The 12,092-nt window shown below is 66.9% G+C and carries 14 protein-coding genes; 1 reads left to right on the top strand and 13 read right to left on the bottom strand.

Translation table 11 applies throughout. From position 1 onward, the window contains the following. Nucleotides 1–72: 72 nt before the first annotated feature. From C8C94_RS15295 to C8C94_RS15240, 12 genes are all read right to left on the bottom strand, one after another. Nucleotides 73–1,056: a threonine dehydratase gene (locus C8C94_RS15295; protein WP_121421319.1), complete on the bottom strand. Its 984-nt coding sequence runs from the start codon at nt 1,054–1,056 to the stop codon at nt 73–75. Beyond that, nucleotides 1,053–1,694 carry a LysE family translocator gene (locus tag C8C94_RS15290; protein WP_121421318.1) on the bottom strand — a complete coding sequence of 214 codons (642 nt, stop codon included), beginning with the start codon at nt 1,692–1,694 and terminating at the stop codon, nt 1,053–1,055. Before C8C94_RS15290 ends, C8C94_RS15295 begins: the two co-directional genes overlap by 4 nt. A 5-nt stretch (nt 1,695–1,699) precedes the next feature. After that, a complete protein-coding gene (locus tag C8C94_RS15285; RefSeq protein WP_233573484.1) occupies nt 1,700–2,386 on the bottom strand; it encodes a VOC family protein in 687 nt (228 codons plus the stop codon). Nucleotides 2,387–2,415: 29 nt separating this feature from the next. Next, nucleotides 2,416–3,291 (bottom strand): PhzF family phenazine biosynthesis protein, encoded by an 876-nt coding sequence (locus tag C8C94_RS15280; RefSeq protein WP_121421317.1) that lies wholly within the window; start codon nt 3,289–3,291, stop codon nt 2,416–2,418. Nucleotides 3,292–3,463: 172 nt separating this feature from the next. Further along, complete coding sequence (locus tag C8C94_RS15275; RefSeq protein ID WP_121421316.1) at nt 3,464–4,327, bottom strand: PhzF family phenazine biosynthesis protein; 864 nt, start codon at nt 4,325–4,327, stop codon at nt 3,464–3,466. Between the two features lie 14 nt (nt 4,328–4,341). Beyond that, nucleotides 4,342–4,968 carry a glutathione S-transferase family protein gene (locus tag C8C94_RS15270; protein ID WP_121421315.1) on the bottom strand — a complete coding sequence of 209 codons (627 nt, stop codon included), beginning with the start codon at nt 4,966–4,968 and terminating at the stop codon, nt 4,342–4,344. Between the two features lie 169 nt (nt 4,969–5,137). Next, nucleotides 5,138–6,340 (bottom strand): PLP-dependent aminotransferase family protein, encoded by a 1,203-nt coding sequence (locus C8C94_RS15265; protein ID WP_199731270.1) that lies wholly within the window; start codon nt 6,338–6,340, stop codon nt 5,138–5,140. Further along, a complete protein-coding gene (locus C8C94_RS26070) occupies nt 6,337–6,672 on the bottom strand; it encodes a cupin domain-containing protein (protein WP_121421314.1) in 336 nt (111 codons plus the stop codon). Before C8C94_RS26070 ends, C8C94_RS15265 begins: the two co-directional genes overlap by 4 nt. An 8-nt stretch (nt 6,673–6,680) precedes the next feature. Continuing rightward, complete coding sequence (locus C8C94_RS15255; RefSeq protein WP_121421313.1) at nt 6,681–7,010, bottom strand: DHCW motif cupin fold protein; 330 nt, start codon at nt 7,008–7,010, stop codon at nt 6,681–6,683. A gap of 5 nt (nt 7,011–7,015) precedes the next feature. After that, nucleotides 7,016–7,486: a RidA family protein gene (locus C8C94_RS15250; protein ID WP_121421312.1), complete on the bottom strand. Its 471-nt coding sequence runs from the start codon at nt 7,484–7,486 to the stop codon at nt 7,016–7,018. After that, entirely contained in the window at nt 7,483–8,397 is a 915-nt protein-coding gene (locus C8C94_RS15245; RefSeq protein WP_121421311.1) for a DMT family transporter, read from the bottom strand. The genes C8C94_RS15250 and C8C94_RS15245 overlap by 4 nt, the downstream gene beginning before the upstream one ends. Next, on the bottom strand, nt 8,394–9,008 hold the full coding sequence (locus C8C94_RS15240; RefSeq protein WP_121421310.1) for a LysE family translocator: 615 nt from the start codon (nt 9,006–9,008) through the stop codon (nt 8,394–8,396). Before C8C94_RS15240 ends, C8C94_RS15245 begins: the two co-directional genes overlap by 4 nt. Nucleotides 9,009–9,155: 147 nt before the next feature. Here C8C94_RS15240 and C8C94_RS15235 point away from each other — a divergent pair, with 147 nt between their 5' ends. Beyond that, nucleotides 9,156–10,646: a PLP-dependent aminotransferase family protein gene (locus C8C94_RS15235; protein ID WP_121421309.1), complete on the top strand. Its 1,491-nt coding sequence runs from the start codon at nt 9,156–9,158 to the stop codon at nt 10,644–10,646. Between the two features lie 147 nt (nt 10,647–10,793). Here C8C94_RS15235 and C8C94_RS15230 read toward each other — a convergent pair whose 3' ends face one another. Further along, nucleotides 10,794–12,029 (bottom strand): HDOD domain-containing protein, encoded by a 1,236-nt coding sequence (locus C8C94_RS15230; RefSeq protein WP_121421308.1) that lies wholly within the window; start codon nt 12,027–12,029, stop codon nt 10,794–10,796. Nucleotides 12,030–12,092: the final 63 nt, after the last annotated feature.

Genomic DNA, 12,092 nt, shown 5'->3' with positions numbered 1-12,092 from the left:
GCCCTGGCGCTTGTCACACAAGCGACCAATGCTATTGAATGAATAGCATGGTAGCTTGTGTGTGCAACGGGATCAGCCCGCCAGAACGCTGCTGAACATCGGCGCGTCCACGTTGCCGCCTGTCAACGCCAGGCCCACATGCAAGCCCTGGAGCTGGTCGCGTTCCTGCAGCGCTGCCGCCAGCGCCGCCGCGCCTGCACCTTCGGCCACGTTGTGCGTGTCGGTGAACAAGGCGCGCATGGCGGCGGCCACTTCGGTATCGCTCACCTGCACGATATGGTCGATGTGCGGGGCCATCACGGCCAGGGCTTCGGCGTCGGCCACGCGGCAGGCCATGCCGTCGGCGAGCTGGGTGGTGACGGGCGCCTCGACCACGCGGCCGGCGGCCAGCGAATCGGCATAGGTGGTGGCGTGGCGGCTGACCACTCCGACCACGCGCACCGAGTGCTGCAGGGCCAGCTTGGCCGCGATGGCCGAGCACGCACCCGAGCCTTGGCCGATGGGCACATACACCACATCCAGCTGCGGCACGGCGCGCAAGAACTCCCACCAATACGTGCTCACGCCGCGCAGCAGGTCGGGGTGGAAGCTGGGCACCATGTGGGCGCCGCGCTGGGCCGCGAGCTGGATGGCGTGTTCGCGCGCTTCTTGGAAGTCGTCGCCATGCTCGATGAGCGTGACGCCCAGTGCGCGCATGGCAGCGTTTTTCTCGACCGAATTGCCGCGTGGCACGACGATGGTGCAGGCCACGCCGTGGCGGCGCGCGGCCCAGCCCATGCTCTGGCCGTGGTTGCCGCGTGTGGCGCTGATCACTTCCATGGGCAGCGAGCCGCGTTGTGCGAGCTGGTCAAAGTAGGTCAGCCCGCCGCGGATCTTGAAGGCGCCCACCGGCGTGTGGTTCTCGTGCTTGAGCCAGCAGTCGGTGCCCAGGCGCTGGCTGAGCAGGCCCCAGCGGTACTGGGGCGTGGCGGCGAAGTCTCGGTACACCACCTCGGCAGCGGCTTCGATGTCGGCCAGGGTGGGCAGCAGGGCGGTGGGGTCGAGGCGGGTGTTCATGCGGCGGCTTTCTTTTCAGTCAGCAGTTTGAGGGCCAGCAGACCCAGGACGGTGCCCATGAAATAGCGCTGGGCGCGCATCCATGCAGCATTGCGGTTGAGGAACAGCGCCACGCGGGCGGCACCCAGCACCAGCAGTGCGTTCACTGCGGCACTGGTGCTGATCTGCACCGCGCCCAGCGTCAGGCTTTGTTGCAGCAGCTGGCCGCGCTCGGGGTGCAGGAACTGCGGGAAGAACGACAGGTAGAACATGGCCACCTTGGGGTTCAGGAGGTTGGTCATGAAGCCCATCAGGAACAGCGTGCGCGGGCGGTCGTGCGGCAGGTTGCGCGCCTCGAAGGGAGCAGCGCCGCCGGGTTTGACGGCCTGCCAGGCCATCCACAGCAGGTAGGCGGCACCGGCGTAGCGGATGGCGTCAAACGCCAGTGGCACGGCGGCGAGCAGCGCTGTGAGGCCCAGCGCCGCTGCCAGCAGGTGCACGACAAAACCCAGCACCACTCCGGTCAGCGAGACAAGCCCGGCGCGCGGCCCCTGGGTGAGGCTGCGCGAAACGCAATACACCATGTTGGGGCCCGGCGTGAGCACCAGTACCAGCGCGGCGAGTGTGAAGAGCAGCAGTTCCTGTACGGAGAAAAGCATGGCGGTTACTCCTGAGGGGTGAACGACGAGAGGGTGACCGGACCCCGTGGCGTGCTGAGCTGCGCGGTGAGCCGGGGCGTGTCGCCGGGTGTGATGGCGACGCAGTTTGCTACCCCCACCGCTTCGCACGCGGCCTGCAGCGTGGCGGCCTGCGGATGCTGCAGCGTTAGCCGCTGCAGTTGCACTCCGCTGCCGGGCAGGCTGCTGCACGGGTGCACCGCGCCCCACTGGATGAGGGTGGGCAGGCAGCCGTCCATGAGGCGCAGGCCGTCGTCGCGCACGGTGATCTGCCATTGCAGCAGGCCGTTTGGCGTGGGCCGGCTGGCGGTGACGATGGCGCCGCGCTCGATGTCGAGCGCCCCCAGCGCGGCACACCGCTCGGCCACGTCGGGCACGGAGGCCACCCAGTGGATGAGCTGCGGGCCGTGCGCTGCCACCTGCTGCTGCAGAGCCGCATCGTCCATGTCAAACCAGCGCCTTGCGCCCGCTGGTATTGCGGGAGTTGCTCCTGTATTGATAGCAATGATCTCCAGATAGATGCGCGAATGCGCCGGGCTGGAGACGTTGATGATGCGGTTGTGTGTGCCCATCAGCGGGTGTTCACCGCCCGCAGTGGGGGTGATGCCCAGCGTGCGCTCGCACCACGCCACGCCGCTGGCGAGGTCCGTAGCCAACACAACCAGGTGGTCCACGCAGGGTGGGTGCTGGGGGATGGCCGTGGTCACAGCAGCACCTCGCCCGACACGCAGGTGACCGAGCTCCCGCCCACCCAGATGGTGTCGCCGTCCTGCTGCACGTACACCCGCCCGGCGCGCCCCAGGCAGGTGCCTTGGGCGGCCACATACTGCGTGGGGGCCAGCCCGGCGCCGATGAGCCACTGCGCCAACGCGGCATTCAGGCTTCCGGTGACGGGGTCTTCGGCCAGGCCGTTGTTGCCGGGGAAAAAAGCGCGCACCTCGAAGGCGATGCCTTCTGCGTCCGTGCTGCCGATGACACCCACTTTTCCGCGCGGTCCCACCACGCCCACATCGAGTTGGCCGAGGATGCTGGCGTTGGGCTTGAGCGCCAGCACCTGCTCAGCCGAGCGCAGCATCACCCCGCGCCAGTTGGGGCCGTTGTCGCACCAGGCGTGGTGCAGGATGTCGCTGCGGTCTATCCCCAGGCCCCTGGCAATCAAGGCCACGTCGTCTTCCGCCAGCGGGCCGCTTTTGATCAACGCAGGCGCGGCAAAAGCCAGGCGCTCGCCATCCTGGCGCAGCGTGACCAGGCCCACGCCGCATTCCTGCACCACCTTGCCTGCTACCTGGGGCTTGCCGCCAGCTCTCAGCCAGGCGTGGCAGCTGCCCAGCGTGGGGTGGCCGGCAAAAGGCAGCTCGCGCCCGGGGCAGAAGATGCGCACGCGGTAGTCGGCACCGGCGGCGCGGCCTTCGGGAGTGGGTGGCAACAAGAAGGTGGCTTCGGACAGGTTGGTCCAGTTCGTGAACTCCTGCATGGTCTCGGTGGACAGGCCCGTGCCATCGAGCACCACGGCCAGCGGGTTGCCCCGGTAGGCCTGGGCGGTGAAAACATCGACTTGTTGGAAGTGGCGCTGTTGCATGGTGGTCCTTGGTAGAAAAATCGGTGATGCGGCCAGTGAGGTGACGGTGGAGGCACGCCGGGGGCATACCGGGTGTGTTGCCCGGTGTTTTTGGTGTGGATTCGGTAGGCCCCGTTAGGAGCCCGGAGGCGTGAAATTCAGCCGCTGGGGCGCGGCACGGAAGCCATCAAATTCATAGCAGCACCGTGCCCTCGATGCAGGTGACTGCACGCCCGCCTACCCAGATCTGGTGATCGTCGTCCTGGCGGATGTGCACGCGGCCGGCGCGGCCCAGGCATTCACCCTGGGCGACCAGATAGCTGCGTGGCGCTAGGCCGTCGGCAATCAGCCACTCGGCCAAGCTGGCGTTCAAGGTGCCGGTGACCGGGTCTTCGGGGTTGCCCATGGGGGCGGCAAAGGCGCGCACCACCACACCGGGCTGGGCGGTGTCGCTGGCGGTGGGGCCGACATGGATCACGCCCACGTCCTGACCCAGGTCTTTCAGGCGCGCGTGGTCCGGCCGCAGGCCCAGCACGGTGTCCGCACTGTCGAGCAGCAGGCCCAGCCACACCGGGCCGTTGTCCAGCAGTTGTGCCCCCAGGATCTGCGGGGGGCGCAGGCCCAGCGCGCTCGCAATCAGCGGCACCAGGGCCGGGCTGGGCGCGCTGCGCTTCAGGGGCGGGGCGGCAAAGGCCAGGGTGCCATCGGCCTGCGCGATACGCACCAAACCCAGCGCGCACTCCTGGATCACCATGCCCTGCTGGCGTGGCGTGTTGCCCGCCTGCAGCCACGCATGGCAGGTGCCCAGCGTGGGGTGCCCCGCAAAGGGAAGTTCGCCATTGGGGCTGAAGATGCGCAGGCGGTAGTCGGCACCCGCGGCGCGCCCGGCCTCGGTGGCGGGCAGCAGAAAGGTAGTTTCCGACAGGTTGGTCCACGCCGCAAAGCGGCGCATGTCGCTGTCGCTCAGGCCCTCGGCATCCAGCACCACGGCGACCGGGTTGCCAAAACCCGGGTGATCGCTGAACACATCGATTTGCTTGAAGGGACGCTGGTGCATGGGGGGCTCCGGGATCACGACAGGGGCTGGTCCAGCACCCCGCGTGCGCTGGGCCGGGTGCTGACCGTGTTGTACCACCGCTCCAGGTGAGGGCGCGCCACACGTTCTTGTGGCAGGCCCCACCATCGGTGGATCTCGCAGGCCACAGGGATGTCCGCCATGGTGAACTGGTCGCCCGCCATGAAGGGCTGGCGCGCCAGATGCGCATCCAGCAGTCCCATCAGAAGCTCCGTGGCCGCCACGGATGCTGCAATCAGCCCGTCGTCCCGCTGGGCCGCTGGGGTGCGTATCCACTGCACAAAGGCATCGCGCCCGGCCGGGTTCAGTGTGGTCTGCTGCCAGTCCATCCACTGCTCGGCCACAAAGCGCTCACGCAAGGTTTCAGGGTACAGCTCGCCTGGAGAGTGCCGCGCGCACAAGTAGCGCACGATGGGGTTGGATTCCCACAACACGGTGCTGGTCTCGTCGTCTTCCATCAGCGGCACCAGGCCATTGGGATTGCGCTGCAGATAGTCGGCCTCGCGCACCAGCCCGAACTGGCCGCCCGCGTCGGTGCGCTGCACCGTGATGCCGAGTTCTTGCGCAGCCCACACCACCTTGCGCACGTTGATGGACGACAGGCGCCCCCAGAGCCTCAGCATGTTGAATCAACTTTCATGTGCGTTGAACGAACTGTGATGTATGAAGCGGGCGTGGCCCGGCCAGCGGCCGCCGCGCAAGGGCCGCCCCGCCGCGCTGGCGGCGTCCCCCTTCCGCATCGCACAGCGATGTCAGAGAAGGGGGAAGGCGCGCAGCGCCACAGGGGGTTGTTCACTTGTTATCGCGGATGGCCGCTGCCAGCGCAGCAATGCCGGTGGCAATCTGCTCTACCGTCGATGTGACGAACGACAGGCGCAGTGTGCGCGGGTCGGCGTTGTCGGCATAAAACGCCGCGCCGGGCACGAAGGCCACGTTGCGCTCCACCGCCTTGGGCAGCAGTTCGACGGCACTCATGCCTTCGGGCAAGCGCACCCACAGGAACATGCCGCCATCGGGGCGGTTCCACTGCACACCGAGGCCCTGCATTTCCTTGTCGAGCGCGGCCAGCATGGCCTCGCACTGCTGCTTGTACAGCGCGCGGATGGTGGGCACATGGCGGTCCAGGAAATTGCCCTTCATCACCTCGGCCACCAGGCGCTGGTTGTAGCCGGGCGTGTGCAGGTCGGCGGCCTGCTTGGCCTGCAGCAGCTTGGGGTAAACCGCCTTGGGCGCCACCACAAAACCCAGGCGCAGGCCGGGTGCCAGCACCTTGGAGAACGAGCCCATGTAGATGCAGCCTTCAGGGTTGCGGGCCGTCAGCGGCGCGGGTGGCGGGTTGTCAAACCACAGGTCGCCGTAGGGGTTGTCTTCTACCAGCGGCAGGTTCAGTTCAGCGGCAGCCTGCACCAGGGCGGCGCGGCGGGCTTCGCTCATGGTGCGGCCCGTGGGGTTCTGGAAGTTGGGCAGCACGTACAAAAAGCGCGCCTTGTTGGCACCTGTGCCCACCTTGGCCTTCAGGTCGTCGATGAGCACACCTTCGTCATCGCTGGCCACGGACACCACGGCAGGCTCCATGGGCGTGAAGGCCTGCAGCGCGCCCAGGTAGGTGGGTGTTTCCACCAGCACGCGGCTGTCGGTGTCGATCAGCACCTTGGCGATCAGGTCCAGCGCCTGCTGCGAGCCGGTGGTGATGAGCACCTGGTCGGCATCCACAGCCCAGGGCAGGAAGTCCGCGATGGCCTGGCGCAGCGGGGCATACCCTTCGCTGGCGGCGTATTGCAGGGCAGCGGGGCCGTCATTGGCCAGCACGGCGGCCGAGGCTTCGGCGAAGGCCGACACCGGGAAAGTCTTGGGCGAGGGCAGGCCGCCCGCCAGGCTGATGATGCCGGGCTTTTCCGTGACCTTGAGGATTTCGCGGATGACCGAAGGGTTCATGCGCTCGGCGCGGCGCGCCAGGGTCCAGGTGCTGGTCTGTGGAAGGTCGTTCAGTTTCACTCTCGTTCTCCTCCGGGCGGTCCCCAAAAGACTACCCATGTTGCAAAGTCGTCAGAAAAATTCTCAAAGCGGTGGTGCTGTCCCGCAGGTACAAAAAAGGCGTCTCCGGCTGCAAAGTGGTGGCGGGCTTCACCTTGCACGAATTCTCCGCTTCCACGCTGGACGAAATACAACTCGTCCTGCGCGTGCGGCTGCTGCGGGTCGTGGCCGCGTGGCGCATACAGCTCCGTGCGCATGCTGCCGTGGCGCAAGAGTTCCACGAACCGCTCACCGCCCGGGCCAGGTAGCTGCTGCAATGCGTGTTCCACGGAGTATTTCACAGGCGTTCCCATCTTCCTGGTCAGTCCACGATGAACAGGGTTGCCCCTTGGGGTGAGCTGGAACGGTGGGGCTCGGCGTTGTCCGCCACCTGGTAGCTCAAGCCCGGCGTCAGCGTGAAACGGCGGCCGTCGGCCAGCTCGGTGTGCAATTCTCCGCTGAGGCACAGCAGCACATGGCCCTTGACACACCAGTGGTCCGAAACGTATCCGGCCGTGTACTCCACCATGCGCACGCGCATGTCGCCGAACTGCTGCGTGCGCCAGAAGGCCTGGCCTGCCTGTGCGCTTTTTTCTTCGCGGGGAATGCTGGACCAGTCGGTGGTGGCAAACGGGATGTTGTGTATCTGCATGGCTGTCAGTCTTTCACGGAAACCACCGCTTCAATCTCCACCGCGAAGCCACGCGGCAGGGAGCCTACGCCCACGGCAGAGCGCGCATGCCGCCCCGCGTCGCCGAACACCTCGACCAGCAGGTCCGAGCAGCCGTTGATGACCTCGGTGTGCTGCATGAAGTCGGGGGTGGCGTTGACCATGCCCAGCACCTTGACCACGCGGCGCACCCGCGAGAGGTCGCCCAGTGCAGCCTTCATCGTCGCGATCAGGTGCAGTCCCACCTCGCGGGCATGGGCCCTGGCTTCTGCGGCGCTGATTTCGCGCCCCACCTTGGGCACGGTGGCCATGTCTTCGCGGGCGGGAGCGCCCTTGCCCGACAGGTACAGTGTGTTGCCGTCGAGGACATAGGCGTCGAAGTTGCCACGGGGTGCGGTCACGGCGGGCAACACCAGGCCCAGCTGCTGCAGGCGTTCTTCTGGGGTGATGGGGGTCATGCGGAAGCTCCTTGGTGAACGGGCATCTTCTTGCCCACAAACACGGTGGCGATCACGGCCAATGCAAACACCACCGTGACGGTATCCAGCCGCTCTCCCAGCAGCGGCACGGCGAAGAGCAGGCTCAGGAAGGGCTGGATCAGCTGGATCTGGCTCACGCGCACGGCGCCCAGTGCCAGCGCCCGGTACCAGGCAAAGAAGCCGATCCACATCGAGAACAGCGCCACGTAGATAAAGCCCAGCCAGCTCATGCCGCCAATGGCCGAGGGCACGGCCGGTGCAAACCACCAGGCGATGGGAATGGTCAGCGGCAGGGAGCACACCAGTACCCAGCAGATGACCTGCTCGGCCCCCAGGCGTGGCGTGAGGCGGGCGCCGCCGATGTAGCCGAACGCGCCCGTGGTCATGGCAATGAGCAGGTAGATGTTGGCTGCACCCAGGTAGATGCCACCGGCCCGCCACACCATGAAGCCCAGCACCAGGCCGCTGCCCAGCACCGCACAGGCCCAGAATCCGGCGGAGGGCCTTTGCCGATACCACAGCGCGCCGAGCAAGGCGGTGGACAGTGGCAGCAAGGCGGTGACCACGGCCCCATGCGTGCTGGGCACATGGCGCAGTGCCAGAGCCAGAAACAGCGGAAATCCCACGATCACGCCAAAGGCCGTGATGGCCAGCAGCGGCCATTCTGCTTTCTGCGGCAGGTTGAGGCGCCCGCGCGCATGCTGCAGCCACAGGTAGGCGATGGACAGCAGCCCTGCCACGGCAGCGCGGCCGAATGTGACGAACCAGGGCGACAGCTGCGGCGCGTCGGTGGGCCCCACGGCGAGGCGGGTCATCGGCAGGGTGGCCGCAAACAGGGTGACGCCCACCAGCCCCCAGACCAGCGCCTCGCGTTCTTGTGCGTTGTTCATAGCGCGAGCATCCAAAGGGCAGTGGCAACGAGCACCAGGGCCAGTGCGCGGTTGAACCAGAGCAGGCGCTGGCCCTGCGCCAGCCACTGGCGCAGCAGCGAGCCGATGAGCGCGTAGGCAAAGTTGCTGGTGAACGCAAACACCATCATCACCCCGCAGATGATGGCCAGGCGCTCGCCCGGATTGGTCGAGGGCTGGCCTGCGGCGTTGACCACCCAGCCTGCGCTGAGCGTGAGCGCCAGCATCCAGGCCTTGATGTTCACGAACTGCAGGCCCACGCCCTGCCAGAAAGTCACGTTCAGGCGCGTGGTGTCGATCTCGGTCATCTTGCCTGCCCTGCTGAGCTTCCAGGCCAGCCAGAGCATGTAGGCCACGCCCAGCAGCGTTACGGCCCAGCGCAGCGCGGGCACTCCGGTGATCAGGGCGCCCAGGCCCAGGCCGCTGCCCAGCATGAGCAGCGTCCAGCCTGTGGGCACTGCAAAGCAAAAGCGCAGGGCGCGCTTGAGGCCCAGGTTCGCGGCCAGCGCAGTGGACAAGGTGGTGTTGGGCCCCGGCGAAAAACTCATCGCGGTGCAGAACAGCAGCAGGGCAGTCAGTTCGGGGGCGGTCATGGGCAGGTGGGTCCGGGCTTTATGGCGGGTGGCTTGTCATCGCCTGGGCTTCAATGTAATCTTCGATGTCAGTACACAACCAGTACAGTTAAGCAGCGCAGTTCGTGATCTGTATTGGCTGCGATAACAGTACACAAGGACACCGCCATGCTGATGAAAACCACCACCCAGTCGCTGACCGAGCAGCTGTCGGCGCGTTTCGGCGAGCGCATCCGCAACCGGCTGCTGGCGCCCGGCGCGCGCCTGCCTTCGGTGCGGCAGTGCGCGCAGCAGCATGGCGTGAGCCCTTCCACTGTGGTTGCAGCGTACGACCAATTGCTGGCGCAGGGGCTGGTGGAGGCGCGCAAGAACCGGGGCTTTTTTGTGCGCGAGATGGCCAACGGGTTGCTGGACAGGGGCGCTGAGGACGACGACGCGGGCGCCCAGGAAGTCGAGCGTGCCATGGGCAACTGGAGCACCGCGCACTGGTTTGCCGCGCGCGGCGCCGGGCGCGGTGCTGCGCGGGGGGCGCCTCCCGTCAACGCCACGGCGCTGATTCGGGGCATGTTCCACAAGATCAGCGACAAGCCGCAGCCCGGCATGGGCGTGTTTCCGCCTGCCTGGCTGGAGTCCACCTTCATGCCCGCCGCTGTGCGCAAGGTGACCAGCACACGCGCGTTGAATGATTTTTCGCTGCAGTACGGCGAGCCTCTGGGCGACACGGGGCTGCGCCGGGTGCTGTCCAAGAAGCTGGCCACGCTGAATGTGCATGCCGCCCCCGAAAACATCATCACCACCGTGGGTGCCACGCACGCGCTCGACATCGTGAGCCGCACGCTGCTGCGCCCGGGCGACCCGGTGATGGTGGAGGAGCCCGGCTGGGCGGTGGAGTTTGCGCGCTTGTCTGCTTTGGGCATGCACATCCTGCCGGTGCCGCGCCGTGCCGACGGGCCAGACCTGGAGGTCATGGCGAAGTACTGCGAGGTGCACCAGCCCAAGCTTTACGTGAGCGTGAGCGTGTTCCACAATCCCACGGGCTACTGCCTGTCTCCGGGCAGCGCGCATCGCATCCTGCAGTTGGCCAACCAGTACAACTTCCATGTGGTGGAGGACGATACCTACAGCCACATCGCGCCCGAGCACGCCACGCGCCTCACGGCGCTCGATGGGCTGCAGCGCACCATCTACGTGAGCGGCTTTGCAAAGATCCTCGCGCCCAACTGGCGCATCGGTTTCATGGCCGCACCGCCCGCGCTGGTGGAGCAATTGCTGGACACCAAACTGCTGGCCACGCTGACCACGCCCGCGCTGCTGGAAAAAGCCCTGGCCCTGTGCATCGAACAGGGCCAACTGCGCCGCCACGCCGAGCGCATCCGTACGCGGCTCGACGCTGCGCGTGCACGCAGCGTGAAGCTGGCGCTGGGCGCGGGCTGCACCTTTGCAGCCGAGCCCGTGGGCCTGTTTGGCTGGGTGGAGACAGGGGTGGACACCGACGCGCTGTCGCAGCGCATGCTCGACGAGGGCTACCTGCTGGCGCCGGGCGCGCTGTTCCATGCAGAGCGCCAACCCAGCACCCTCATGCGCATCAACTTTGCGACCACGCAGGAGGCGGAGTTCTGGAAGACTTTTGCGCGGGTGCGCGATGAGCAGGCACGGTGAGCCGACCCACTGCCTTTGAGCCCATGTCCCAGACTGGCGCTGTCGGCAAATACTGGCGCGGCCCCAGCCAGTGCCACCGTGGAACCGGCTTTGCCGGGCCACCGGTGGCGTCCCCCTTGGGGGAAGACGCGCAGCGGCTCAGGGGGGCTATCTTCGCTCTACTTCCAGGTCGGCCAGCACTCGCAGCAGCGCGCGGTTGACCTCTTCCAGGTCCAGCTCGAACGTCTCGCAAAGGTTGCGAATGGCACTGGCGTCGTCCGTCTCCAGCGCGCATGCCATCTGCAGGCCACCGGTGTAGGGGCCGGTGCGCAGCACCGTGGCGTCATAGATGCGCTCAGACAAGGGCAGACGGCGCAGGATGGTGCCAAGCGGCTCCCCCAGCAGGTCGTCGATCTGCGACAGCAGACCACACAGGTAGATCTCGCGGCGCAGATCGTTCTCCACGCCCGCGTCGAGCAGCTGTGCGGTGAGTTGGGCACGCATCACCATGGCCTCGCGCACCGGCTGCATGTTGGGGTCGGTGCTGGCATGGGGCAGTTGGTCGGACAGCCAGCGCTTGATGGAGCCGTAGCCCATCATCACCAGGCCCCGGCGCAGCGAATCGATGCCGGTGCGCAGGCCCAGGGCCGCAGAGTTGGTGTACACCATGAAGCGGTACGCCAGGATCGGGTCCTGGCCCATGATGTCTTCAAAGGTTTCCAGCGACTGCTCTGCGTCGATGGCCTTCATGAGCTTGAAGATCACCGCGTGCGATGGCTGCTGGGGATGGTGGCGCAGGCTGTAGAGCACATCTTCGGTGGGCCAGCCGGCCAGTGCCAGGGCGTTGTGCTGATCCAGGCAATGCTCCATGAGCGCGCGGCTGGCAATGTTCTCGTACATCTGCCCGGCCAGCACCGGGCTGGTGGTGCGCGCGGGCTGCGTGGGGGTGCCGCCAGGGCGTGCGGCGGGGGCCGCCTTCAGGGCCGCCACGGCGTCTTCGGGGCGCAGGGTGAGCAGGCTGTTGTCAAAGCACTGGGCAATGTCGGGCTCGGGCAGCCGACCCAGCTCACCGCGCCACACGAGCTTCAGGCCCCGCTGGTGGGCGGCCTTGACCAGCGCATAGATGGTGGAGTCGGACAGCCAGTTGCCGCGCACCTCGATCCAGGGCGCGCCACGTGGCGCGTGCTCCAGCATGTTGGACAGCAGCTGGTGGCTTTGGGGGGACAGCAGAATCGGGGGAGAACTGGCAGACCACAACTCCTGCAGCGTGCGCAGCAGGTGGGCGGTATCGACCAGGGCCGAAGGCTCGCTGTGCACATAAAGCTGGATCGCCGCGAGCTTGCGGGCGCGGTTCCACAAAGGGCGGTAACCCAGAATCAGGCTGCCAAGGACAGATTGGACCATGTGCTCTTAGGCGTTTGTCTCGTCGTTGGGGCCTGTCCCCGCCCGGGGCTGTGCAGCGTGGGC

The sequence above is a fragment of the Acidovorax sp. 94 genome (assembly GCF_003634645.1).
Classification (GTDB): Bacteria; Pseudomonadota; Gammaproteobacteria; order Burkholderiales; family Burkholderiaceae_C; genus Acidovorax; species Acidovorax facilis.
The sequence above is the reverse complement of the archived record's forward strand: the minus strand, read 5'-3'. Positions and strand labels throughout refer to the sequence as shown.